This is a genomic window from Streptomyces sp. NPDC058653, from assembly GCF_042716895.1.
Classification (GTDB): Bacteria; Actinomycetota; Actinomycetes; order Streptomycetales; family Streptomycetaceae; genus Streptomyces.
The window spans coordinates 105,930-129,108 of record NZ_JBHXRM010000007.1 but is presented as its reverse complement, the minus strand read 5'-3'; the positions used below and the strand labels follow the sequence as shown (position 1 = coordinate 129,108).

Annotated in this window: 22 protein-coding genes, 1 tRNA gene and 1 riboswitch; of the genes, 7 read left to right on the top strand and 16 right to left on the bottom strand. The window is 68.6% G+C overall.

Annotation, left to right across the window (positions count from 1 at the left end):
• Window positions 1-17: 17 nt before the first annotated feature.
• From ACFWU9_RS08855 to ACFWU9_RS08845, 3 genes are read right to left on the bottom strand one after another with little or no spacing between them, the layout of a single operon-like run.
• Window positions 18-893, bottom strand: coding sequence for a DUF6339 family protein (locus ACFWU9_RS08855; RefSeq protein ID WP_384315788.1), 876 nt, complete (start codon window positions 891-893; stop codon window positions 18-20).
• The gene (locus tag ACFWU9_RS08850) at window positions 890-1,858 is read right to left on the bottom strand and encodes a hypothetical protein (protein ID WP_384315786.1); all 969 of its coding nucleotides are present in this window, start codon (window positions 1,856-1,858) and stop codon (window positions 890-892) included. Before ACFWU9_RS08850 ends, ACFWU9_RS08855 begins: the two co-directional genes overlap by 4 nt.
• Window positions 1,855-3,936, bottom strand: a complete 2,082-nt coding sequence (locus ACFWU9_RS08845) for a helix-turn-helix transcriptional regulator (protein WP_384315784.1) — start codon at window positions 3,934-3,936, stop codon at window positions 1,855-1,857. The genes ACFWU9_RS08850 and ACFWU9_RS08845 overlap by 4 nt, the downstream gene beginning before the upstream one ends.
• Before the next feature lie 402 nt (window positions 3,937-4,338).
• Between ACFWU9_RS08845 and ACFWU9_RS08840 the strand changes: the two genes are divergently transcribed.
• A complete protein-coding gene (locus ACFWU9_RS08840) occupies window positions 4,339-4,545 on the top strand; it encodes a hypothetical protein (protein ID WP_384315782.1) in 207 nt (68 codons plus the stop codon).
• 75 nt (window positions 4,546-4,620) lie between these two features.
• On the opposite strand, the gene ACFWU9_RS08835 is transcribed toward ACFWU9_RS08840, so the two are convergent.
• The 3 genes from ACFWU9_RS08835 to ACFWU9_RS08825 all read right to left on the bottom strand — a co-directional run bounded on the left by ACFWU9_RS08835 (window position 4,621) and on the right by ACFWU9_RS08825 (window position 8,164).
• Entirely contained in the window at window positions 4,621-5,601 is a 981-nt protein-coding gene (locus ACFWU9_RS08835; RefSeq protein ID WP_384315780.1) for a hypothetical protein, read from the bottom strand.
• 238 nt (window positions 5,602-5,839) lie between these two features.
• Window positions 5,840-6,412, bottom strand: a complete 573-nt coding sequence (locus ACFWU9_RS08830; RefSeq protein ID WP_384315778.1) for a dihydrofolate reductase family protein — start codon at window positions 6,410-6,412, stop codon at window positions 5,840-5,842.
• 90 nt (window positions 6,413-6,502) lie between these two features.
• Complete coding sequence (locus tag ACFWU9_RS08825; RefSeq protein WP_384315776.1) at window positions 6,503-8,164, bottom strand: DUF445 domain-containing protein; 1,662 nt, start codon at window positions 8,162-8,164, stop codon at window positions 6,503-6,505.
• 188 nt (window positions 8,165-8,352) lie between these two features.
• Between ACFWU9_RS08825 and ACFWU9_RS08820 the strand changes: the two genes are divergently transcribed.
• The gene (locus tag ACFWU9_RS08820) at window positions 8,353-9,765 is read left to right on the top strand and encodes an SGNH/GDSL hydrolase family protein (RefSeq protein WP_384315774.1); all 1,413 of its coding nucleotides are present in this window, start codon (window positions 8,353-8,355) and stop codon (window positions 9,763-9,765) included.
• A 161-nt stretch (window positions 9,766-9,926) separates the two neighbouring features.
• Here ACFWU9_RS08820 and ACFWU9_RS08815 read toward each other — a convergent pair whose 3' ends face one another.
• The 4 genes from ACFWU9_RS08815 to ACFWU9_RS08800 form a co-directional block, all read right to left on the bottom strand.
• Window positions 9,927-10,622, bottom strand: coding sequence for a DUF1707 domain-containing protein (locus ACFWU9_RS08815; RefSeq protein ID WP_384315772.1), 696 nt, complete (start codon window positions 10,620-10,622; stop codon window positions 9,927-9,929).
• A gap of 31 nt (window positions 10,623-10,653) precedes the next feature.
• Window positions 10,654-11,700: an ATP-binding cassette domain-containing protein gene (locus ACFWU9_RS08810; protein ID WP_384315770.1), complete on the bottom strand. Its 1,047-nt coding sequence runs from the start codon at window positions 11,698-11,700 to the stop codon at window positions 10,654-10,656.
• A 122-nt stretch (window positions 11,701-11,822) separates the two neighbouring features.
• Window positions 11,823-12,656 carry an ABC transporter permease gene (locus ACFWU9_RS08805; protein WP_384315768.1) on the bottom strand — a complete coding sequence of 278 codons (834 nt, stop codon included), beginning with the start codon at window positions 12,654-12,656 and terminating at the stop codon, window positions 11,823-11,825.
• A 40-nt stretch (window positions 12,657-12,696) separates the two neighbouring features.
• Window positions 12,697-13,497, bottom strand: a complete 801-nt coding sequence (locus ACFWU9_RS08800; RefSeq protein ID WP_384315766.1) for an ABC transporter permease — start codon at window positions 13,495-13,497, stop codon at window positions 12,697-12,699.
• Between the two features lie 221 nt (window positions 13,498-13,718).
• Between ACFWU9_RS08800 and ACFWU9_RS08795 the strand changes: the two genes are divergently transcribed.
• Window positions 13,719-16,166, top strand: coding sequence for a transglycosylase domain-containing protein (locus ACFWU9_RS08795; protein WP_384315764.1), 2,448 nt, complete (start codon window positions 13,719-13,721; stop codon window positions 16,164-16,166).
• A 218-nt stretch (window positions 16,167-16,384) separates the two neighbouring features.
• Here ACFWU9_RS08795 and ACFWU9_RS08790 read toward each other — a convergent pair whose 3' ends face one another.
• From ACFWU9_RS08790 to ACFWU9_RS08780, 3 genes are all read right to left on the bottom strand, one after another.
• Window positions 16,385-16,705: a DMT family transporter gene (locus ACFWU9_RS08790; RefSeq protein WP_384315762.1), complete on the bottom strand. Its 321-nt coding sequence runs from the start codon at window positions 16,703-16,705 to the stop codon at window positions 16,385-16,387.
• A 31-nt stretch (window positions 16,706-16,736) separates the two neighbouring features.
• Window positions 16,737-16,807: riboswitch (guanidine-III (ykkC-III) riboswitch) on the bottom strand.
• 70 nt (window positions 16,808-16,877) lie between these two features.
• Window positions 16,878-17,180, bottom strand: coding sequence for a co-chaperone GroES (locus ACFWU9_RS08785; protein WP_189107154.1), 303 nt, complete (start codon window positions 17,178-17,180; stop codon window positions 16,878-16,880).
• Between the two features lie 198 nt (window positions 17,181-17,378).
• Window positions 17,379-17,699, bottom strand: a complete 321-nt coding sequence (locus tag ACFWU9_RS08780; protein ID WP_384315954.1) for a DUF3618 domain-containing protein — start codon at window positions 17,697-17,699, stop codon at window positions 17,379-17,381.
• A 158-nt stretch (window positions 17,700-17,857) separates the two neighbouring features.
• Between ACFWU9_RS08780 and bcp the strand changes: the two genes are divergently transcribed.
• The 4 genes from bcp (at window position 17,858) to ACFWU9_RS08760 (ending at window position 21,240) form a co-directional block, all read left to right on the top strand.
• Window positions 17,858-18,325: a thioredoxin-dependent thiol peroxidase gene (bcp, locus tag ACFWU9_RS08775; protein WP_384315760.1), complete on the top strand. Its 468-nt coding sequence runs from the start codon at window positions 17,858-17,860 to the stop codon at window positions 18,323-18,325.
• Window positions 18,326-18,471: 146 nt separating this feature from the next.
• A complete protein-coding gene (proP, locus tag ACFWU9_RS08770) occupies window positions 18,472-19,980 on the top strand; it encodes a glycine betaine/L-proline transporter ProP (RefSeq protein ID WP_384315758.1) in 1,509 nt (502 codons plus the stop codon).
• Window positions 19,981-20,095: 115 nt separating this feature from the next.
• The gene (locus ACFWU9_RS08765) at window positions 20,096-21,109 is read left to right on the top strand and encodes an HNH endonuclease (RefSeq protein ID WP_384315756.1); all 1,014 of its coding nucleotides are present in this window, start codon (window positions 20,096-20,098) and stop codon (window positions 21,107-21,109) included.
• A gap of 46 nt (window positions 21,110-21,155) precedes the next feature.
• Window positions 21,156-21,240 (top strand) — tRNA-Leu (locus tag ACFWU9_RS08760).
• A gap of 46 nt (window positions 21,241-21,286) precedes the next feature.
• Here the strand turns inward: ACFWU9_RS08760 and rdgB are convergent.
• From rdgB to rph, 3 genes are all read right to left on the bottom strand, one after another.
• Window positions 21,287-21,889, bottom strand: a complete 603-nt coding sequence (rdgB, locus tag ACFWU9_RS08755; RefSeq protein ID WP_384315754.1) for an RdgB/HAM1 family non-canonical purine NTP pyrophosphatase — start codon at window positions 21,887-21,889, stop codon at window positions 21,287-21,289.
• A 33-nt stretch (window positions 21,890-21,922) separates the two neighbouring features.
• On the bottom strand, window positions 21,923-22,306 hold the full coding sequence (locus tag ACFWU9_RS08750; protein ID WP_384315752.1) for a hypothetical protein: 384 nt from the start codon (window positions 22,304-22,306) through the stop codon (window positions 21,923-21,925).
• 101 nt (window positions 22,307-22,407) lie between these two features.
• A complete protein-coding gene (rph, locus tag ACFWU9_RS08745) occupies window positions 22,408-23,145 on the bottom strand; it encodes a ribonuclease PH (protein WP_384315750.1) in 738 nt (245 codons plus the stop codon).
• Window positions 23,146-23,179: the final 34 nt, after the last annotated feature.

Below are 23,179 nucleotides of genomic sequence, written 5' to 3'. Positions count from 1 at the left end.
AGAAACGGCGGCATGATCTACGCGATTTTGGTCTTACCCCGAACCTGCGCGTGCTTGAAGAGCTCTTCGAACCACTCTGCCAAGATCTCTGCCGAGCGGTGAGGAACACTTCCGTCTACCGGGCCCCTGGGCAAAGTTTCGTACTGGACCGGCGCAGCGTCCCCAGCAGCCAGAATCCAATCGCGCAGCGCTTCTGAGTCCTGAAGCTCATCCGGTGCCATGGCCTCGTACACCAGAGTGGCCGCAGCAGCGTTTGCCGCCGAAGCGGCAGCGTTCATGTCCCGTCCCGTCCGAACAACGTCGCCCTTCTGAAGTCTCAACAGGCCCTGCGCGGCAGGACGGTGCTGAATCATTTCCTGCCGCAACACTGTATTCAGCACGTCTTGATTGCCGCAAGCGACTACAACCGGCCCGTAGTTGTCGCCGTCACGAAAGAGCTCCGCAGCCCACCACAGGCGAGAGAAGCATTGCAGATCCCATCTGCCCGAGAAACGCGCCGTCTGCCTGACGCCCGGGCCGCCGGATCCAGCACCCCAACGCCAATACACAAATTCAGGCGCCACACACAGAGCCAGAAAATTCCACAACCCCGATTCCGACGCCTCACTCCTTGTGAGTCGCAATATGTAGTGGAGACGGGGAGCGAGCCATGCGTCGCTCGCAGTGGACGGACCGTCCGCGAAGCGACGTTGCGCCTCTGCCAGCAATTCCCTGATGGGCTCTGCGTCCCATCTCACCGTGTCGTCGATAGGGTCCTCGATCTTACCCTTGAAAGAGCTGAAAGAAAGCTTCTCGTAGCCTTGCAGGACGCCTGGCGTGATCGCGCGGGCCGCAACAAGATCCGGTAGTCGACCTATCCTTGAAGGTAGATCATTACCGTTCATTGGGCTCATTCCTCACTCCTCCCGCCGGCAATCCGCGTCAAAGCCCTGACGGTGTTCGCCACGGTTTTCTGCTTTCGGGAGTTGAGCGTGGCCGAATGCATAAGACGCGCATGCAGGTCCGATCCATTTTCTCCACCTGCCCGACGGCCCACAAGTTCCGTCAGCGCCTCGTCGGGAGATATTTCGGGAAAGAGATCGGGGAGCATCTTCCTAAGAACCTCTTCCTGCCAGCCGCCCGGCCACTCGGCCGCACCATGTTCATCCACCGTACTCGCATAGAGAGCGGTGTTGAACATCGCAGTCCAGGCCTCTGCAGCAATTTGAGTGGCCATCATCTCCCGCACAATTTTCTGCTCAGTGCTGGAAGGCGAATCCAGCACTGCACGGAAACCCTCAATGGACGAGTTGAGATAAAGAATGGGTTCACCCACCTCCGCATCGAGCATCCACGGATCGTCTCGAAAATCCTGGAGGAAGGGGTGGTCCGAGAAATCTTTCCAGACCATCTTAATGCTTCTCTGCCTGGTAGGTTGCTTGGCTTCGAAATCCGCACTCCAACGGTGTGACGCCCGACCGATCAAGCGGTTTTCCGACCCCTTGACGCCAGCCACGATCCAAGCATCGATCTCACATCGGCCCAACTGCTCTCCTTGACGCAGCTCAATTTCGCCACTCCAGACGCCTGCCCTTTCCTCCTGGAGAGGGAACGTCAAACGAACCTTCGTCTTTCTGTTGTGCAACATCGCCAGACAGGACGGATTCCCCCAGGGGCCGGACAATATTTCGTCGCCGTCGGCCGTGACAGCCACCTTGATACGGATTTCATTCCAATCACGCTTGATTGCGTGAAGGGCGATAACCCGCTCACCGTCGGACACAAGTCCGAGAGAAAGTGGAATATTATCCACCCAGACCTTATCCACAACGAGGTCTATCCGGTTGGCAATTATCGGATAGGGGAATACAGTCTTCACTGTACAATCTCCTTGGCCCGAGGTACATCGACCTCGACACAAGACATATTGGCCACCACAGGGTGACTGGATACGTCAGTGACTCCCGTGAACACCCCTCGTGAAGTTCCTTCACTGAATCGGAGATTCCCGTTCGCCGTAAGCTCGCAATTCTGCTCAGGAACCAACGTCCCAATCCAATCCACAGGAATGCTCCCTCCGGAACGAACAACGAAACGTGCAACGGGTGCAAGCACCCAAGGTTCGTCTCTTGCCGGGAGCTTCACTGTCACTCTCAGATGCCAGGCACCGCCTTCGGATACGTCTCCCGATACGGCGTGCACCGACGGAACACCTGGTGTACGTGACTTCTTCGGAACACCCAGGACCAGCAGGTCTCTAAGAATTTGTGGACCCTCGTCCGCTTCGCTCTCCGCTTCCTGCCCCCTCAAGAGTTCACGAATTTCTTGCTCTGCGGCTCTCTTGAAGTTCAAGATGCACTGTCGGGCACCGCGCACGTACGTCGCAGTGAGGTCTTCGGTGCTTGTCCAGTCGTTGTGGTCCGGAGGTTCTGCAGTACGCAGGAACTGCTCGGCTTCGAGAGCATCCGAGCCACTGTTTCCGGTTGCCAGGCCGGCCAGCAGGACCGCTTGGAATCGACGATGCCCCAAGGGTAGATCGCTGACACGTTTGTTCTTGACAACCATTCGGTTTGCACGCATGTAGGCAATGTGGTCCGGCCTCGGGTCGTCCTCGGGCGTCGGGGTGATGAGCAGGACTGCGTCGTGGAACTGAACAGACTTGGCGACATCGCCCCGAGGCCGCTTACGAGCCGGCAACTTGAGCTGTACCGAAGCCTGCAGCACGTCCTCGCGCGACGTCAGCTCACTGGCGGTGCTCCCATCGAGGAATGCCTTGACTGCCCGGGATCTGGCCGGCTCGTGGATGTGCGGATCGATGAGCCGCTCGCGCACCACAGGCACTCCGTTCCGCCATGACGCGACGGACGCTCGCAGCATGGGTCCGGCCTGCTCACCGCCGACCATCGAGGCCCAGAAGTTGCGGGCGATACCGGTGGTCAACTGGTCCTGCATCTCTTCCAGTTCCTCGGTGTCGCCGGTCCCGTCGTAAGCACCCACCACAAGGAACGAGGTCCCTGGGCTGGAGTCGTCCCTCTCCAGGTACAGGCTCTCCGCGGTAGCCCTGTCGGCCCACCAAGATCGTGCGGCGTTTTTCCGTTCGTGGTCAGCAGCGCCGAACCAGGCCGGCCCGGCGAACTCTTCTCCGTCCAACACGTGCCAGGGTAGTTCCAACCGACCCGCCATGCGCCGCTCCTGGCGGCCGTCCTGCCTCTCGGACAATGTGCTGTTGACCAGGACCAACCCGAAACGACTTGTTGCCCAGAGAGCGGCTTTCCCGAGCCCGTACGAGCCTCCCTGAGCCCCTCCCTTGCCGCTGTCCAGGGTGCGACGGACGACCCGCGCAAAACGACCGTCACCGTACTCCGGCCCGGTCAGACCGCTGGCGTTGTAGTCGTCAATGCGGAGGAGGACAAGACGACCGGTTCGCTCGAGTTCGTTCAAGCCATCGACCAATACCCGGCCGGCCTTCTGTCGTCTGTCCGCCGCCGTTCCCAGGTGCTGCCTTATCGAGTCCCACCTCAGAGCGGCCAGGAAGTCGTTCAGGTGATCGCCAGTCAACTCATGGAGCACGAAGCGTGAGGTGACGGGTTGTTCTTGCAGAAACCTCTCGTCGAGACTGTTCTGCGTCGCCTCGCGTGCAAGAACTTCCAGGTTCGCGGCGAAGGCATAGGCCGCCGCGTTGCCTCCGATCCTGCTGCCGTCCTCGGGCGCATGCTGAAAGATCCATTCAAGCTCCGAGCTTGACGATTCCGGTGGACGCAGGCTCACCGCGTCCTCGACGGCGACACCCAATGCCTCCGCTATGGCCGCGATCTTCTGGTACCGGGGTACTGAGCGGCTGTTCGCCCAGGCGTTGACCGCCGCCGGCGTCACCCCGACCATGACGGCCAACTCCTTCTGGTTCAGGCCTCGCTGGTTGAGCATGCCGATCAGCCAGTCCCCGAAATCCTGTGCCACTGCAACTCCCTCTCGTCATCCGTCCCCAGGAGCGTACAAGATCAAAGTTCATCGCGGGAGATGAAATTAAGAGTTCCACTATCGACATTCGACTAAATCGGTCATTACACATCAAATTCACCACCCCCTCGATCAACACGCCACGCCCGTACGACAATCGGCACACCTCGCGACCTGAACGCGTGTACGATCGCCCGACAGGAGCGCAGCTTAATCGGCAGCAAAAATCTCCCGGCGCCGGACGTGATTCCCACCTCCTCGCACGCACGGTCACAAGGAGCCGGGAAGGCGTAAACGCCAGGAACCCTTTGTCCATATTTGTAGCGCTATGTGGACACAGACGTGTGGTTGCTCCCCCACGGAACCCGTCCCTCTCATGGAGCTCCCCGAAAGGATTCACACGTGATCGCGCAGAGGATGGTCGAGTACAGCTTCTCCGTTCCCGCTGACGGTACGGCGTCGGTCTCGCTCACTCACTCGCCCGACAACGCCATTTGCACCATCGAATGCGAGGGCTATCACGACGTGTCGCGCCGTGAGTTCGACCTCGTACAGGAGGAGGACGGCCCTGGCCTCGATGCGGATCCGCCGGAACCCTGCGAGTCCTGAGGGGCCCGAACGGTCAGTGCGACTGAAGGGGGTGGTGATCGCCTGATCACCACCCCCTTCAGTTGAACGCGGTCGTCATGGGCGGAGGATGACCGTTGGGCGGGTTGTGCGGGTTGTTGCCAGGTGGAGTTTGGTGAGGACCGCCGTGACCAACTCCTCCGGGTGGTCGCGGACCAGTGTCGGTGTCACGCTCAGCACTCCCACCCCGTGGGCTTCCAGCAGGAGGCGGCGGCGCAGGGTGGCGCGGTACTGGGCGATGCCCATGTGGTATTCCGCCGAGTCCACCTCCAGCGCCACCCCCTCCTCCGGCCAGTACGCGTCCGGGCGGGCCAGGAAGGTGCGCTCCGGGGTCAGCAGGACGGGGTTCCAGAGCGGGTCGGGGATGCCGGCGCTCAGCAGGGTGTCGCGGGTTTCGGCCTCCGCGATGGAGCCGATGCCGACGCGGAGGTCGTCCAGGACCGCGCGGGCCGCCGGGTTGCGCAGGGCGTGGGACGCGTGGAGTTCGGCGCGCAGGTCGTCCGGGTGGCAGCGGCCCCGTTGGACCGTGCTCACCAGCAGGGCGCGGATCCGGTCGGGTGAGGGCTCGTGGGCCGCGAAGTCGGAGGCAGCCCGGACCGCGCGAACACAGGGGATGCCCTCGCCGCGCAGGGTCGGTGGCCAGCGGCGGGTGGGGTGGAGGCGGACGTACGAGCGGTCGTGGAGCTGGCGGCCCGCGCGGATCAGGACGTCGGCCCGGTCGGTGCGGGCGCCTCGTACGCCGTAGATCGCCAGGACCGCCTCGCCCGTGAGTACGGCGGTGTGGCCCGACATCAGGGAGGCGCCCCTGGCCGCGAACAGGACCGCGGCCAGCAGCTGTTGCCAGATGTCCGGCTTGCCCGTCTGTATGAGGACGACCCCCGGCAGCAGCCGCTGCCAGCGACCGCCCGGCGCGCAGCGGCGTACCGCCGTACTGGAGGGGAGGCCTGCGGCGCGCAGTTGGCCGGCGGTCGCCAGCCGTCGCTGGGTACGGGCCAGCCGGTCGATCGCCGCGGTGTTCGCTGTCGTGGGTTTCGGCATGGACGAGTTCTGCCCAGTCGTGACTCTGTGTAGCTGAAATCGCTGGAAGTTGTCCCCTTGTGTGGTCTGAGCTGCGTTCAGCGCCTGTTCAGCCCCGTAAGCCGGTCCTGCCGTTGAACGCCTACGTACGCAGGTACGTACTGAAGAGCACACTCCCCCGTGGTTGCCGGGTGTGTGGGCCGGACGGTCCGGTTCACACACCCAGCAGGGGAGCGTCGGGGAAGGTCTCGGACCGTCGTCAGCGGACGACGTCGAAGACGTTCTTCTGCAGGCCGTTGGCGTACGTCTCGTGCTCCACGAGCCGCAGCTTCTGCGCGTCCTTGTCCGTGTCGCTGAACAGCCGCTTGCCCGCGCCGAGCAGAAGCGGAAAGACCAGCAGGTGATACCGGTCGATCAGGCCGGCGTCCGACAGGTTCCGGTTCAGGGTGGCGCTGCCGTGGACGATGATCGGGCCGCCCTCCGTCTTCTTCAGCGCGGCGACATCGTCGAGCGAGCGCAGGATCGCCGTCGGGCCCCAGTCCGTGACCAGCTGGTCGTCGGTGAGGGTGGAGGAGACCACGTACTTCGGCATCACCTTGTACTGGGCGAACTCCTCCATGCCGGGCCAGACCGGGCTGAACGCCTCGTAACTCGTTCTCCCCAGCAGCATGGCGGCGGCCTCCTGCTGCTCGCGGCCCTTGATCTCGTACGCCTCGGGGAGGAACTCCACGTCCTTGAAGGTCCAGCCCGAGTTCCGGTAACCCGGCTCGCCGCCCGGGGCCTCGACGACGCCGTCGAGCGAGACGAAGGCGGTCGTGATGAGTGTGCGCATCGAAGGTCTCCTGGGTGAGTGTCTGCGTCAGCTGTATGGGGGACCGGACCTCGCCACGGAACTCATCGGTCGTGGCGGGATCCGTACGCGCTAACCGGTCAGCGCATGCGAGATCGTATAGATCAGCAGACCGGCCAGCGCACCCACCACCGTGCCGTTGATACGGATGAACTGCAGGTCGCGGCCGATGTGCGCCTCGATCTTCTTGGACGTGTGCTTGCCGTCCCAGCTCGCCACGGTGTCGGAGATCAGTGACGTGATCTCGCCGCGGTACGTCGTCACGACGTAGTCCGCCGCGTCCTCCACCCAGCCCTCAAGCTTCCGCTGGAGCCGCTCGTCCGTCGCCAGGCGGGCGCCGAGCGAGAGGAGCGAGGCGCGGGCGCGGAGGCGCAGTTCGCTGCGGTCGTCCTCGGCCGCGGCGATGATCATCGCGCGTACGGAGGACCACGCCGACGCGATGATGTCCTGTACCTCCGGGCGGGCCAGCATCTCCGACTTGAGGCGCTCGACGCGCGCCCGTGTCTCGGTGTCCGACTGGAGGTCGGAGGCGAAGTCCGTGAGGAAGCGGTCGATCGCGCCGCGCGCCGGGTGGCTCGGCATGTCGCGCATCTCCGTGACGAAGCGCAGCAGTTCCTTGTAGACGCGGTCGCCGATCCTGCGGTCGACGAAACGCGGCGTCCAGCCCGGCGCGCCGCCCTGCACCGCGTCCATCACCGAATCGCCGTGCTCGACGAGCCAGTCGTGCGCGCGGACGCAGATCAGGTCGACGGCGCGGTGGTGGGCGCCGTCCTCGACCACCCGTTCCAGCATCTTCCCTATGCCGGGGGCGATCTCGGCGGCGTCCGCGCGGCGCGTGATCGCCTCGCCCACGACGGCCTGGACGTCGCTGTCCCGCAGGACGGTCAGCGCGCCGCGCAGGGCCGTGGCCAGTTCGGCGGTGACGCGGTCGGCATGGGCGGGCTCGGCCAGCCAGGCGCCGAGGCGGTGGCCTATGCCCAGGCCGCGCAGCCGGGTCCGTACGACATCGCCGGAGAGGAAGTTCTCGCCCACGAACGAGCCGAGCGAGGCGCCGAGTTGGTCCTTCTTGTTCGGGATGATCGCGGTGTGCGGAATCGGCAGCCCGAGCGGGTGGCGGAAGAGGGCGGTGACCGCGAACCAGTCCGCGAGGGCGCCCACCATGCCGGCCTCGGCCGCCGCGGCGACATACCCCGGCCAGCCGGTGACGCCCGAATTCTCCGCCCAGGTGGCGAGGATGTAGATGATCGCGACGGAGAGCAGCAGGCTCGTCGCGGTGGCCTTCATACGGCGGACGCCGCGGCGCTTCTCCTCGTCCGCCGCGGTGAAGCCGAGCGGGGAGAACGGTGTGCGTTTGCCGGGGCCCGAGCCGGGGCCGGGGGCGGAGCCGGGGCCCGCGCCCAGGGCGGAAGAACCTGCTCCGGATGCCGCGACGGCACCTGCCGCGTCGCCCGTGCCCCTGCCTGCGGCGCTCGCGCCCGCGCGCCCGCCCTGCCCCTCGTCCGTACGAGCGCTGATGGCCGTCGCGGACCTGCCCGCCGGCCCGCCGGACGGCCCGCCCGACGTCGCCCCCGACGGCCCGCCCGACGTCTCGCCGGAACGGGCACCGCCGTTGCCGGCGGCATCGGCCCCGGGCGCACCGCGCCCCGGACCCGTGCCCGCCGCCCCGTCGCCGGCCCCTGACCTGGCCCCGGACCCCGTCGTGCCGTCCGGATCAGCCGGATCGCGTCGTTCCATTCACTCCACCCATCCGCGTACGTGCCGCCGTGACCTACCGTCCCGTACCCAAAACCGGCCCGCCAACGGGACCCCTCACCCATCCGTGCGCATTGTCCCTACCTCTGGTACTCCCGGGGCGCATCCCGAGTTCCCGCGCCATGCCGGATGATGTCCTTTGTACGTAGGTGTGAGGGAGCACGGGGGACATGGACAGACAACGGGGATTCGTCCTGCTCGCGGGCCTTATGACAGTCGTGGTACTGGTGTGCGCCACGATATTCGTCGGGGTCGGCGCGCTGGGCGACGGCGGGGAATCCGATGGCGAGAACGGCGGTGATCGGACCGCCGCGTCCGGTGGTGAGGCAGGGGCCCGGGCCCGTACGCCGGTGGGGTCCGCGGCACCCGCTTCCGCCGACGCGTGGACCGGGACCTGGGCCGCCGCGCCGGCGGGGGTCGAGCCCGGGGTGCCCCACGGCCATGTCGGGCGCTCCATCCGTAACGTCGTACACACCAGCATCGGCGGCACCGCCGCGCGCATCACGCTCTCCAACCTCTTCAGCCGCGAGCCCCTGCTCATCGGGCGCGCCTCCGTCGCCGTCGCGGCCGGGGAGTCCGGAGAGTCCGGAGAGTCCGGAGAGGAGGTCGGAGAGGTCGGAGAGGTCGGAGAGGTCGGAGAGCGGGGGGCTAGCGCCGCGCCCGGCACCATGCGGCTGATCACCTTCGGCAGGAAGGCGTCCGTCGTCGTCCCGCCGGGCGGGCACGTCGTCAGCGATCTCGTACGGCTCCGGGTGCCGTACGACTCCGACCTCCTGGTGACGCTCCACACCCCCGCGCCCGGCGGCCCGGTCACGTACCACCCGCGCGCACTCCGGACCTCGTACACGGCCCTGGGCGACCGTACGCGGGACCTCAGTGGCGCCGCGTACGCCGAGGGCGCCCCGGTCTGGCGCTACCTCACCGCCGTCGACGTACTCAACCGGCGGGCGCGCGGCGCGGTCGTCGTCATCGGTGACTCGATCACGGACGGCATCGGCTCGTCGTACGACGCCGACCGGCGCTGGACGGACACGCTGGCGGACCGGGTGCGGGGCAGCGGTCTGGGCGTACTCAACGCGGGCATCAGCGGCAATCGCGTCCTGCGGTCCAGCCTCCCCGCCGGGAAGGGGCCGAGCGCCGTCGCCCGCTTCGGGCGGGACGTGCTGGGCCAGGCGGGCATCGAGGTCGTCTTCGTGGAGCTGGGCATCAACGACATCATCCGCCGGCCGAACGAGACCGACCCGGGCCGGATCACCGCCGGTCTGAGGAGCCTCACCCGGCAGGCGCACGCCTGGGGTCTGCGGGTCGTCGGCTCGACGCTCACACCCTTCGGCGGCAACCCGCGCCACACCGACCGGCTGGAAGGGGTACGGGACCGGGTCAACGACGCGATCCGGTCGGGCGACGTCTTCGACAGGACGGTCGACTTCGACCGGCTGGTACGCGACCCGTACGCCCCCGACCGGCTGCGGCCCGAGTACGACTCGGGCGACGGCCTGCACCCGAGCGACGACGGCTACGCGGCGATGGGCCGCTTCGTCGACATCGAGGACCTGGTGGGCAAGGAACCGGCACGGCTCTGAGCACGCGCCGGACGATCACCGCCGAGCGATCCGCGGCGGCCGCTCGGCACGGCGAGCGAACAGAGCCGCGTGATCGCTGCGGGACGATCAGTGCGGCGCGAACACTCCGGAGAACGATCCGCGACGAGCGAACACCGCCACGAACGCCCCAGGCCCACCCCTCAGTCGAGTTCCTTGCGGAGCCTGTCGTTCTCCAGTTCCGCTTTTTTGCGTTCCTCCTTGAGGCGGCGCTTCTCCGCCGATCTCATCTTGCGTTCCACACCCACCCCGCCCATCAGGGCGAACCCCGTGATGACCACCTGCGGCGATCCGGGGCTCATCTCCGTGGTCTCACCGCTCTCACCGAAGCCGCCCATCAGACTCAGGCCGCGCACCGTGACGTCCATGTCCGGCGGGATGACCACGTGCATGCCGCCCATCAGCGCGAAGCAGCGGATGGTCGCCTGGCGTCCCTCGAAACGCGCCTCGCGCAGGTCGATCTGGCCGCCGCCCATCATCGTGAACGCGTGGAACCGTCGGCCGACCGTCCATGTGCCCTTGCGGTTGAACCCTCCCCACATGGAGAAGGCCGCACGGGACGTCGCGCGCCCCCGGCCGATCCAGGTCGCCCACCGGCCCGCGCCCTCGACCGTGTCGGAAGAGCGGGCGGGGGTCAGGTCGGCGGTCGAGCCCGCCGCGGGCAAGTCCCGGACCAGCGGCTGGAGTTCACCACGCGTACGGGCCTTGTACGTCGCGTCGAGGCGAGTGTCGAACTCCTCCATGTCGATGCGCCCCTCCGACAGGGCATCGCGCAGCAGTTCGGCGACGCGCTCGCGCTCGGCGTCCGATGCGCGCATCTCAGGAAGTTCACTCGTCATGTTGTCAGCCTAGTCAAAGGTGAGTCGGACGTCACAGCGCGGTGCGCTCAGCGTCGTCCTCACTCGGCGCCGCCGACGCCACGGCCTCCGGAGGCGGCGAGGCTTCCGGGACCGTCCGCCTGGACAGCATCTTCGCGATGACCGACTCGATGTCCGGCTCCCGCACCGACAGGTCCATCAGCGGATACTCCGCCGCGATCCGCGCCACCAGCGGCGCCGCCGACGCCGCGGCCGGGAAGGCCAGCCACTGCCGGGGCCCCTCCACCTTCACCACCCGCGCCCCCGGCACCTCGACCGGCGGCAGTTCGCGTTCGAGGTCGACCACCAGGGTCCGCTCGCTCTCGCCCACCTCGTGCAGCCCGGTGAGCGCCCCGTCGTACACCAGCCGACCGTGGTCGATGACCATGACCCGCGCGCAGAGCTGCTCGATGTCCGTGAGGTCGTGCGTGGTCAGCAGCACCGTCGTACGGCTCTGCGCGTTCAGATCCCGCAGGAACTCCCGGACCCTGGCCTTGGAGATCACGTCCAGGCCGATCGTCGGCTCGTCGAGATACAGCACCTCGGGGTCGTGGAGCAGCGCCGCCGCGATGTCGCCGCGCATCCGCTGGCCGAGCGAGAGCTGCCGTACGGGAACGTCCAGCAGCTCGCCCAGTTCGAGCAGTTCGACGCACCGCTCCAGGTTCTCCCGGTAGCGCTTGTCCGGGATGCGGTACATCCGGTGCACCAGCCGGTACGAGTCGATCAGCGGCAGGTCCCACCACAGCGTCGTGCGCTGGCCGAAGACCACGCCGATACGGCGCGCCAGCCTCGTACGCTCGCGCGACGGGTCGATTCCGGCGACCCGCAGCCGGCCCCCGCTCGGCGTGAGGATGCCGGTGAGCATCTTGATGGTGGTGGACTTGCCCGCGCCGTTGGGGCCGATGTAGCCGACCATCTCGCCGCGCGCCACGCGGAAGCTGATGCCGTCGACCGCGCGTACCTGATGCCGTTCACGGCGCAGCAGGCCCGCCTTCCGCCGTACGTCGAAGACCTTCTCGATGCCGTCCAGTTCGATGAAACCGGAGCCGTCCGAATCCATTACGTGTTCCTCTCCGGTTCTCGTTCCAGGTGCTCGGTCCAGGTCCTCGGTCGAGGCCGCGCGCGTCGGTCCGGGTCCTCGGTCCGGGTCCTCGGTCCAGGTCTTCGGTCGGGGTCGTCCCGCTAACTCCCCGTGCTCCGGTACGCGCGCAGCCCCACCCGCCACGCCAGTCCCGCCAGCACGCAGCACCCCGCCGCCACCAGCGGCGGCAGGAACGCCACCCAGTCCGGCAGCCCCAGCGGATCCTCACGGCCCATCACGTACAGCGCCGGCAGCCAGTTGACGAAGGCCAGCGGCACCACGAACGTCACCCCGCGCACCAGGTCCTTCGCGAAGACCGTGGGCGGGTACTGGAGCAGCGTCGTCCCGCCGTACGTGAAGGAGTTCTGCACCTCCGCGGCGTCCTGCGCCCAGAACTGGAACGCCCCGCCCGCCACGAACACCGCCGCGAAGATCGCCGCGCCGCTGAGGATCATCATCGGGACCATCGCCACCTTCAGCGGCGTCCACGGGATGTCCAGCGTCGTCAGCGCGTATCCGAGCACCAGCAGCCCCTGGGTGATCCGGCCCAGCCGCCGCAGCGCGAACCGGTCCCCCGCGACCTGGGCGAGCACCGGCGCCGGCCGTACCAGCAGGGTGTCGAGCGTGCCGTCCCTGACCCGGCGCCCCAGCCTGTCCATCGAGCCGAACAGCAGGTCGGCGAGGCCGAAGGCCGCGCCCGCGGAGCCGTACAGGAAGGCGACCTCCGTGAGCGAGTAGCCGCCCAGCCGGTCGACGTGCGAGAACATCAGCAGGATCGCCACGAAGTCGAACGCGGTGGCCGCGAAGTTCCCGAAGGCCGTCATGGCGAACGACGCGCGGTAGGCCATCGTCGACCGCACCCACATGGCCACGATCAGGCCGTACGCGCGCAGCCCCTCCCACAGACGCGGACGCGACCACTCCAGATCCGACACTTCCGACACCTGCGACGCCTGCGATACCTCCGACACCCCGTCAGCCACCCTGCACCACCACCCGTCGCGTCGCCAGGGACTGGAGCAGCCGCCCCAGCGCCAGCAGCGCCAGCGCCCACCCGGCCTGGAACGCGAACGCCCCCAACAGCCCCCACCCCGTGTGCCGCTCCAGGAGGACATCCGCCGGGATCTGGAGCAGCGACGACCACGGCAGTGCCCTCGCGACCTCCCCCAGCAGCCCGGGAAAGAGCGTCAGGGGCAGCAGCATCCCGGAGAAGAACATCCCCGCCAGGAAGGTGATCTGGCCGACCCCCGCGCCGTCCAGCAGCCAGAAGGCCGACAGCGCGACGAGGAAGCGCACGGCGAAGCTGACCAGGACCCCCAGGAAGACGGAGAAGAGGAACGCGACCCAGACGAGCGGGTTCTCGGGCAGCGCCAGGTCGAAGACGAGCGCGCCGAACGCCATCGGCAGGATCCCGCGCCCCAGCAGATGGAAGGCGGCGCGACCCAAGTCGCTTGCCAGCCACCACAGTTGGAGGTCGGCCGGACGGTAGAGATCGATCGCGACATCGCCGGTGCGGATCCGGTCCATCAACTCGTCCTCGAAGCCGCCGCCCATCATGGCGCAGGTCATCAGCAGCGACTGGCCGATCCAGACGTAGGTGACCGCCTGCGAGAGGTCGTAGCCGCCGAGCTGGGGGCGCTGCTCCCAGAGCGCCGTGAAGGTGTAGGCCACGATGAAGCCGAAGACGGTGTTGGTGAACACCCCCGCGGCCGTCGCGGTCCGGTACGTCGCGTGCCGGCGGAACCCGCCTGCGGCGACCACGGCGTACAGACGCACCCCAGCACTCCCCCTCGGTCCCGTTACGTGTGGTCTCCTCGCGCCGTTTCCGCTGTACGGCACCAAAGCGCACGACCCTAGCCCAAGGGGGTCAGCCACCGCGAGCGGTTATCCGCCCGGCGGCCTTCGCCCCGCTTCGACCGTGTTTCATGGTGCCGCACACGAATCACCCGGATAGCCCGTAACCACCGATTCGACCCGGCCGAGGAGCCTCCGCACACATGAGCGACGCGCAGCAGCAGGGCTGGCCCCCGCGCGACCCGATCGACATCGGCCGCGGCACGGGGTACGGCCGCGGCCCCGGGGGCGGCAGAGGCGGCGGCGGGCGGACAGCCCGCAGGGCCCGCCGCGGGCGCAGCGGCTGGCGTCGGATCTTCCCCACCTGGCGGATGCTGCTCGGCGGGTTCCTGTTCTGCTCGCTCGTGCTCATCGGCGGCTTCATCGCCGGCTACACGCTCGTCCAGATCCCGGCCGCCAACGTCGCCGCCGTGGCCCAGTCCAACGTGTATCTGTACGAGGACGGCAGCCAGCTCGCCCGCGACGGCGAGGTCAACCGCGAGAACGTGCCGCTCTCCCACATCCCCCAGAGCGTCCGCCGCGCCGTACTGGCCGCCGAGGACCGGGACTTCTACAACGAACCCGCCATCGACCCGCAGGGCATGGTCCGCGCCGCCTGGAACACCATGACCGGCAAGGGCACCCAGGGCGGTTCCACGATCACCCAGCAGTACGTCAAGAACTACTACCTCGCGCAGGAACAGACCCTCGTGCGCAAGGGGAAGGAGTTCTTCATCGCCATCAAGCTCAACCGCGAGGAGAGCAAGGCCCAGATCCTGGAGGGCTACCTCAACACCAGCTACTTCGGCCGCAACGCGTACGGCATCCAGGCCGCCGCGCAGGCCTACTACGGCAAGGACGTGCAGAAGATCGACACCGCGGAGGGCGCCTTCCTCGCCGCGCTCCTCAACGCGCCCAGCGCGTACGACGTCGCCCTGCACCCGGAGAACATGCCGCAGGCGGAGGGCCGTTGGAACTACGTGCTCGACGGCATGGTCAAGGAGAACTGGCTCTCCCCCGACGACCGCGACGCCATGGTCTTCCCCCTGCCCGGCAAGGCCAAGCCGTCCACCGGGCTCTCCGGACAGCGCGGCTACATCGTCCAGGCCGTCGAGGACTACCTCACCAACAGCGAGATCCTGGACGACAACACCCTCGCCACCGGCGGCTACCGCATCACCACCACGCTCCAGCGGCCGAAGCAGAAGGCCCTCGTCGACGCGGTCGACCAGCAGGTGACCTCGAAGGTCGACGAGAGACGCGCGGCCGACCGGAACGTACGCGTCGGGGGCGCGTCCATCGACCCGGCCACCGGCGAGGTCGTCGCCATGTACGGCGGCGTCGACTACACCCGGCAGTACGTCAACAACGCGACCCGCCGCGACTACCAGGTCGGTTCCACCTTCAAACCGTTCGTCTTCACCGCCGCCGTCGAGAACGGCTCGCACACCCAGGACGGCGAACAGATCACCCCCAGCACCGAGTACGACGGCACCAACAAGCGCATGGTGGAGGGCCCCGACGGCGCCATCGGGTACGACCCCGCCAACGAGGACGACGTCTCGTACGGCCCCGTCTCCGTCAGCGAGGCCACCGACAAGTCCGTCAACGCCGTCTACGCGCAGATGGCGCAGGACGTCGGCCCCGGCAGGGTCCGGGACACCGCCGTCCGCCTCGGCATCCCCGAATCGACCCCCGACCTCACCGCGTCGCCGTCGATCGCCCTCGGCCCGGCCACGGCGAGCGTGCTCGACATGGCGGAGGCGTACGCGACGCTCGCGAACCACGGCAGACACGGCACGTACACGATGGTCACGAAGATCACCAAGGACGGTACGACCGTCGAACTGCCGCGCCAGAAGCCCACGCAGGCCGTCAGCCGCCAGGCCGCCGACACCACCACGGCGATCCTCCGGAGCGTGGTGGAGGGTGGCACGGGCACGGCGGCCCAGGCCGCGAACCGCCCCGCGGCGGGCAAGACGGGTACGGCCGAGGACGACAAGGCGGCCTGGTTCGCCGGCTACACGCCCGACCTGGCGACCGTCGTCGCGATCATGGGCGCGGACCCCGTAACGGCACGCCAGAAGCCGTTGTACGGCGCGCTCGGCCTGGCGCGCGTCAACGGGGGCGGGCCGCCGGCGCAGATCTGGGGGCAGTTCACGGCCGCCGCGCTGGAGGGCACCGACGCCAGGGACTTCGAGCTGACCCTGGAGGACGGCGTGGACGAGATCGAGCCGCCGGACGACGAGTCCGGCAGCCCCGAACAGCCCGAGTCGCCGGGGCAGTCGGAGAGCCCAGGCATCTCGGGACAGCCCGTGTCACCCGGCCGTACCGGTGGCCAGAACGGGGGCGCGGCACAGGGCCGCGGCGAGGGCGCCGACGCCGGCGGGAACCAGGGCGGGGCCGAGGGCCGGACGCAGGGGCAGGGCACGGGCGGCGGCGGAGGGGGTACGGACGGCGGCCAGGGCGACGGCGGATCGCAGGGCCGGAGCCAGGGGCAGTCGAACGGCCTGACCGACGGGCTCATCTCGGGCGGTGGCCGGGGCGGCGACGGGGGCGGGGGCGCCACGGACGGCGCCGGGGGCAACGGCGCACCCCGCACCCCGGCCTGAGGCAGTAGCCCCGGGGCCCCTGAGAACGACGGCCCGAGGTCCCGTCCGGCGGGACCTCGGGCCTGGCCGACAGGACGTCAGGCCTGTCGGGCCGGACCTCGGGCCTGTACGGCAGGACCTTGGGCCTGTCGGGCCGGACGTCAGGGCTGGCCGGCCGGACCTCGGGCCTGTACGGGCGGATCTTCGCGGGCACGAAGATCCGCCCGTACAGGCAGGCCCTAGTGGCCGGACGTCGCCTTCAGGCCCACCACGGCCACCAGGAGCAGACAGACGAAGAAGATCCGGGCGGCGGTCGCCGGTTCACCGAGGGCCACCATGCCGACCACCGCCGCGCCGGCCGCGCCGATCCCGACCCACACGCCGTACGCCGTACCGATCGGCAGCGTCCTGGCGGCCTGCGAGAGCAGCACCATGCTGGCGACGATCCCGGCGCCGGTGAAGAGACTCGGCCACAGGCGGGTGAAGCCGTCGGTGAACTTCATCCCGATCGACCAGCCCACTTCGAGCAGACCGGCGACAACGAGCAGGACCCAGGCCATGACAGCACCTCCGAGCGAAACGCGGACAGGGGGTGCGTCGTCTTGGCGTGACCCGGTACGGCGCGTCTCGTCGGGGTCCCTCAAACGTAGCAAAAAGACGCCGGAAGGGCCCGGTGACCATCGTCACCGGGCCCTTCCACCACCGCTCTCGGCGGCCGTGGCCGTCACCGCTCTAGAGATAGAGCCCCGTGGAGTCCTCCGACCCCTCGAACCGGTCGGCCGCCACCGCGTGCAGATCGCGCTCCCGCATCAGTACGTAGGCCACGCCCCGGACCTCGACCTCGGCCCGGTCCTCGGGGTCGTACAGCACCCGGTCCGCCGGCTCCACCGTCCGCACGCTCTGCCCGACGGCGACCACCTCGGCCCAGGCGAGGCGCCGGCCGACGGCCGCGGTCGCCGGGATGACGATGCCGCCGGACGAACGCCGCTCGCCCTCCGGGATGTCGGTCCTGACCAGCACCCGGTCGTGCAGCATCCGGATGGGCAGTTTGTCATGGGAGGTGCCGTGGGAATTCTCGCTCACGCCCACGAATTTACCCGCCCGAAGCCGCGCCGTACGCCGGAGGGGTGGTCCCGTCCACCCGCCCCCCGGTCCACCTGCCCAGCCCGTCGACCGTCCCGCTCGTACGTCGCGGCCGTCGCGGCTGTCCCGGCCGTCGCGTCCGTCCCGCCCTCAGGCCCGGCGGCGGCGCGCCGACACCGCGAGCAGCCCGACCACACCGACGACGACCAGCGCCACCGGCACGAGCCGCTCCAGCCGGGGAGCGCCGTCGTCCGAGACGAACCTGTCCCTCACACCCGCCACCGAGCGGTTCACCGCGACAAACGCCTTGCCCGCGGTCTGGTCCACCCGGGAGACCATCCGTGCCTTCGCGTCGCCCACGATCGTCTGCGGGTGCACCCGCACCCCGATCTCGTCGAGCGTCTCGGCGAGCTGGTCGCGCCTGCGGACGATGTCCGCCTCGATCTGCGCAGGGGTCCTGGCATCCGACACCGCTGCCTCCGTCGTCATGTCCGGTTGGTTGGTCCTTCGATCCTTCGCCTTCCCGGACAGTCTGTCAGCTAGACCGCTCTCGCACCCCGCGGCGCCCCTACTACGCTCGGGCCAGATACACCTGGGCGCCCCTGCCCGCCCCCGTACCGAGGAGAACCATGAGCGAGCGACTCCAGCCCGGCGACACCGCCCCCGCCTTCACCCTGCCCGACGCCGACGGCAACAACGTCTCGCTCGCCGACCACAAGGGGCGCAAGGTCATCGTCTACTTCTACCCGGCCGCCCTCACCCCCGGATGCACCAAGCAGGCCTGCGACTTCACCGACAACCTCGACGTACTGGCCGGCGCGGGCTACGACGTCATCGGCGTCTCGCCCGACAAGCCGGAGAAGCTCGCCAAGTTCCGTGAGAAGGAGGACCTGAAGGTCACCCTGGTCGCGGACACCGACAAGTCCGTCCTCACGGCGTACGGCGCCTTCGGCGAGAAGAAGCTGTACGGCAAGACGGTGACGGGCGTCATCCGCTCGACGGTGATCGTGGACGAGGACGGCAAGGTCGAGCGCGCGCTGTACAACGTCCGGGCCACCGGCCATGTCGCGAAGATCATCAAGGACCTCGGTATCTGAGGTCCGGACGCCCCCGCGAAGGCGCGGGGACACGGCCAAAGAGCGTGAGCCGGAGCCGCGCGTGGAGCGGCTCCGGCTTGCGGCCGTCACGGCGGCGCGGAGGCTTTCCCTGAGGACTGACGTCCCCGAGGAAAGGAAACCGGCCCATGACGGCACCCGAGCGCGACCAGGCTGCCGACTCCCCGGCGGTGCGGCGCCACCGCGCGCTCTTCCGCGCGCTCCAGCGCCGTAAGAACCCCCCGCTGCGCAGGTCGGACATCACCGTCACCGACGAGGCGGCGGTGCAACGGGCGGTGAAGGCCGCCGCGCTCGGCAATGCCATGGAGTGGTTCGACTTCGGCATCTACAGCTATCTGGCCGTCACCATCGGCCATGTCTTCTTCCCCTCCGGCAACGCCACGGTCGAACTGCTCTCCTCCTTCGCGACCTTCGCGGTGGCCTTCCTCGTACGGCCACTCGGCGGCATGTTCTTCGGCCCTTTGGGTGACCGCATCGGCCGCAAGAAGGTCCTGGCCATGACCATGATCATGATGGCGATCGGCACCGGCACGATCGGGCTGATCCCCTCGTACGCGGCGATCGGTTTCTGGTCCCCCGTGCTGCTGATCCTCTTCCGGCTGGTCCAGGGTTTCTCCACCGGCGGCGAGTACGGGGGCGCGTCCACCTTCATCGCCGAGTACGCCCCCGACAAGCGGCGTGGCTTCTTCGGCAGCTTCCTGGAATTCGGCACGCTCGCCGGCTACGTGGGCGCGGCGGGGCTCGTCACCGCGCTCACCGCCGTGCTCGGCTCCGGCGGGATGCAGGCGTGGGGCTGGCGGGTACCGTTCCTCGTCGCCGCGCCGCTCGGGCTCATCGGCCTCTATCTGCGGATGAGACTGGACGAGACCCCGGCGTTCACGAGGATGGAGCAGGACACGGCACAGGCGACCGAGGGCGCCGATCTGGTCGAGACGAGCACGGCCTCCGACCTCGGCAGGATCTTCCGCGGCCACTGGCCGAGACTGATCCTGTGCGTCTGCCTCGTCGGGGCGTACAACGTCACGGACTACATGCTGCTGTCCTACATGCCGACGTATCTCTCCGACCAGCTCCACTACAGCGACACGCACGGGCTGCTGATCCTGCTGGGCGTGATGGTGGCCCTGATGGGGATCATCAGCCAAGTGGGGCGCCTGAGCGACCACTTCGGCCGCAAGCCGCTCCTGATGACCGGCATGCTCGGCTTCTTCGCCCTCTCGCTCCCGGCGTTCCTCCTGATCCAGCAGGGCGGCTACCTCGCGATCATCACCGGGATGGCGATGCTGGGGCTCTCACTGGTCTGCCTCCTCGGCACCATGTCGGCGGCGCTGCCGGCGCTCTTCCCCACGAACGTCCGCTACGGCTCCCTGTCGGTGGGCTACAACCTCTCCGCGTCGCTCTTCGGCGGCACGACCCCGTTCGTCATCACGGGCCTGATCAGCCTCACGGGCGACAACCTGATGCCCGCGTACTACGCGATGTTCGCGGCCCTGATCGGCATCGCGGCGGTGGCGAGCATGGAGGAGACGGCGGGCCTCCCGCTGGAGGGCTCGCCACCGTCGGTGGGCACGAAGGAGGAGGCGGCGGAACTGGTCCTGGAACAGGCCCTGTCCCAGGCCTCGGTCCGGACGACCTGACCCGCACCTGCCGCCAGGCGCCCACATTCCGGTCGTGACCATCCGATTACCGGTTCGTTACTCCGTACGAGACCGCGAACGGGCGGGCGGACACGGAGGGTGGGGAGGGGTACGGATGGGGGAGACGTACGACGCCGACAGGTTGGCCTCGGCGGTCGCGCAGTCGGTGAACTGGTCCGATCTGACGCGTCGGTTGGGGCTCACCATGAGTGGTGGCCAACGCCGCGTCCTACAGGCGAGGGTCGACGAACTGGGTCTCGACACCGGTCACTTCCAGCAGCGCAGCCCGTGGCGGAAGTATCCCGACGAAGCGATCGCCGAGGCGGCGGCCGAATCGACGACGCTACGTGAGGTGGTCACCAGACTCGGCGCCGCACCCGCCACAGGCACGCTCTCCCACATAGCGCGACGAATAGCGGCGGCCGGTATCGACATCAGTCACTTTCCCGGAATGAACCGCGAACAGATCGATCTGCCGTTCACGGCGGAAGAGCTCACGGTCGCGGCGTCGGCGGCGACAAGTGTGCGGGACACCGCCCGCCTCCTCGGCGTCCCCGACGACAGCCGCTCACGTGCCGTCCTGGCAAGGATGCTGCGCGAGCACGCCGTGGACATCGGCCACTTCCGGAACAGACGGCTCGCCATCGACGAGAAGGCGTTGCGTGCGGCGGTGTCGGCGTCGGTGAGTTACGCGGACGTCATGCGCGTGCTCGGCCTCGCTGTCAACGAGACCAACCGTCGGCGCGTGCGACGGATCACCGCCCAACTCGGCCTCGACACAGGTCATTTCCGACGACGCCCCTGGGGAACCGTACGAGTGCCCCGGCCAAGGCCCGCCACCCCGGCCGTTCTCGTGGTCCTTCCAGAAGGCTCGCCCCGCGTGAATCGCGCGCGCCTGCATCGGGCGCTCCAGGAGATCGGCGTCCCCTACGCGTGCGCCAGGTGCGGCAACACCGGCGAGTGGCTCGGTGAGCCGATCACTCTTCCCATCGACCACATCAGCGGCGACCGGCTCGACAACCGCCCGGAGAACCTGCGCTATCTCTGCCCGAATTGCCACGCCCTCACAGACACCTGGTGCCGCGGTCGCCGCAGTCGCCGCGGGGACGGCCGCCCGGGCGCCCCTTGAGTACGGAGCCGGTTCGGCAGGCCTCCGGTAGCATGATTGGCGCCGCGCGGCCGTGTCGGAACTGGTGAGACGAGCTGGGTTTAGGTCCCAGTGGGTTAAATCCCGTGTGGGTTCGAGTCCCACCGGCCGCACCGCGTGCTGAGGGCCGCCCCCGGGGGCGGCCCTTCGGCGTGGCGCTCAGCCCAGCAGCTCCCGTACCGCCGGTACCAGGGCGCGGAATGCCTTGCCGCGGTGGCTGATCGCGTTCTTCTCCGACGGGGTCAGTTCCGCGCATGTGCGGGTGTCGCCCTCCGGTTGGAGGATCGGGTCGTAGCCGAAGCCTCCCGTGCCCGAGGGGGTGTGGCGCAGGGTGCCGGGGAGTTGGCCCTCGGCCACCCGTTCCGTGCCGTCGGGGAGGGCGAGGGCCGCCGCGCAGGCGAAGTAGGCCGTTCGGTGCGGGGGCGTGATGTCGGAGAGCTGGGCCAGCAGCAGGTCCAGGTTGGCGCGGTCGTCGCCGTGGGTGCCGGACCAGCGGGCGGAGAAGATGCCGGGGGCGCCGCCGAGGACGTCGACGCAGAGGCCGGAGTCGTCGGCGACGGCCGGGTGGCCGGTCGCGCGGGCCAGGGCGTGCGCCTTGAGCAGGGCGTTCTCGGCGAAGGTGACGCCGGTCTCCTTGACGTCCGGGATGTCGGGGTAGGCATCCGCGCCGACGAGGTCGTGCGTGAGACCGGCGTCGGCGAGGATGGCCCTGAGTTCGGTGATTTTCCCGGCGTTGCGGGTGGCGAGGATCAGGCGCGTCATGCGTCGATTATCCGCCCACGGGCGGGTGGCCCGTTACGGGGTGCAGACCTTCCCGATCTCGGTGGCCGCGTCCGTCACGGGGCTGAGGTCGGGGCTGGCGTCACCGTTCTCGATGGACTCGCGGACGGTGCCGACACCGGTGGTGAGGTCCTCGACGGCCTGGCTGAGGTCCGCGTTGTCCGTCGTGTCCTGGAGCTTGTCGAGCTCGGTGTCGATGTCGTTCAGGGCCTCTTCGGCCTGCGTCGGGTCGTCCGCCGCGGTGGAGATCGCCTGCTGGAGCTTGTCCACGCTGGTGGCTATGGCGTCGGCGGTCTGGACGCAGTCCAGTGCCTTGTCGAGCGCGCCGCAGCCGGCCACCCCGGTGAGCGTGAACAGGACGGCGGCTATGGTCGCCGCGGTGCGTCGGCGCGAGGCCATGGGTCGGTTCCCTCCCTTGGTGCGGAAGGGCGTACGGGCAAGTCCGTACGCCCTTGAGTCGCGACAGTAACGACGCGGGACCGGCGTACTTGGTTGCCTCTTTACCTGTCGAGGGCCTCTTCGAGCACCGCGGTCTGGAGGGTGGCGAGGTCCGCGCAGCCGCTGGTCGCGAGGTCGAGGAGGGCGCCGAGTTCCTTGCGGTCGAAGGGTTCGGCCTCGGCGGTGCCCTGTACTTCGACGAAGCGGCCGTCGCCGGTGCACACGACGTTCATGTCGGTGTCGGCGCGTACGTCCTCCTCGTAGCAGAGGTCGAGCAGGGGCGTGCCGCCGACGATGCCGACGCTGATCGCGGAGACGGTCCCCGTCAGGGGCACCCGGCCGGCCTTGACGATCTTCTTGGCCCTGGCCCATTCGACGGCGTCGGCGAGGGCGACGTACGCGCCGGTGATGGCGGCGGTGCGGGTGCCGCCGTCGGCCTGGAGGACGTCGCAGTCGAGGACGATCGTGTTCTCGCCGAGCGCCTTGAAGTCGATGACCGCGCGCAGTGAGCGGCCGATGAGGCGGGAGATCTCGTGGGTGCGCCCGCCGATCTTGCCGCGTACGGCTTCGCGGTCGCCCCGGGTGTTGGTGGAGCGGGGCAGCATCGAGTATTCGGCGGTGACCCAGCCTTCGCCGCTGCCTTTGCGCCAGCGCGGGACGCCTTCGGTGACGGAGGCGGTGCAGAAGACCTTGGTGTCGCCGAAGGAGACGAGTACGGATCCTTCGGCGTGCTTGCTCCATCCGCGTTCGATGGTGACGGGTCGGAGCTGTTCGGGGGTGCGGCCGTCGATTCGAGACATGGGTGTGAGCCTAACGGGACATGGGTGAGGGGCT

Bases quoted from the DNA above. Each gene is read 5' to 3' on its own strand.
- ACFWU9_RS08855 (WP_384315788.1), bottom strand. From the start codon at position 893: ATGAGCCCAATGAACGGTAATGATCTACCTTCAAGGATAGGTCGACTA.
- ACFWU9_RS08835 (WP_384315780.1), bottom strand. From the start codon at position 5,601: ATGCCGAAACCCACGACAGCGAACACCGCGGCGATCGACCGGCTGGCC.
- ACFWU9_RS08830 (WP_384315778.1), bottom strand. From the start codon at position 6,412: ATGCGCACACTCATCACGACCGCCTTCGTCTCGCTCGACGGCGTCGTC.
- ACFWU9_RS08825 (WP_384315776.1), bottom strand. From the start codon at position 8,164: ATGGAACGACGCGATCCGGCTGATCCGGACGGCACGACGGGGTCCGGG.
- ACFWU9_RS08820 (WP_384315774.1), top strand. From the start codon at position 8,353: ATGGACAGACAACGGGGATTCGTCCTGCTCGCGGGCCTTATGACAGTC.
- ACFWU9_RS08815 (WP_384315772.1), bottom strand. From the start codon at position 10,622: ATGACGAGTGAACTTCCTGAGATGCGCGCATCGGACGCCGAGCGCGAG.
- ACFWU9_RS08810 (WP_384315770.1), bottom strand. From the start codon at position 11,700: ATGGATTCGGACGGCTCCGGTTTCATCGAACTGGACGGCATCGAGAAG.
- ACFWU9_RS08795 (WP_384315764.1), top strand. From the start codon at position 13,719: ATGAGCGACGCGCAGCAGCAGGGCTGGCCCCCGCGCGACCCGATCGAC.
- ACFWU9_RS08790 (WP_384315762.1), bottom strand. From the start codon at position 16,705: ATGGCCTGGGTCCTGCTCGTTGTCGCCGGTCTGCTCGAAGTGGGCTGG.
- ACFWU9_RS08785 (WP_189107154.1), bottom strand. From the start codon at position 17,180: ATGCTGCACGACCGGGTGCTGGTCAGGACCGACATCCCGGAGGGCGAG.
- bcp (WP_384315760.1), top strand. From the start codon at position 17,858: ATGAGCGAGCGACTCCAGCCCGGCGACACCGCCCCCGCCTTCACCCTG.
- proP (WP_384315758.1), top strand. From the start codon at position 18,472: ATGACGGCACCCGAGCGCGACCAGGCTGCCGACTCCCCGGCGGTGCGG.
- ACFWU9_RS08765 (WP_384315756.1), top strand. From the start codon at position 20,096: ATGGGGGAGACGTACGACGCCGACAGGTTGGCCTCGGCGGTCGCGCAG.
- rdgB (WP_384315754.1), bottom strand. From the start codon at position 21,889: ATGACGCGCCTGATCCTCGCCACCCGCAACGCCGGGAAAATCACCGAA.
- ACFWU9_RS08750 (WP_384315752.1), bottom strand. From the start codon at position 22,306: ATGGCCTCGCGCCGACGCACCGCGGCGACCATAGCCGCCGTCCTGTTC.
- rph (WP_384315750.1), bottom strand. From the start codon at position 23,145: ATGTCTCGAATCGACGGCCGCACCCCCGAACAGCTCCGACCCGTCACC.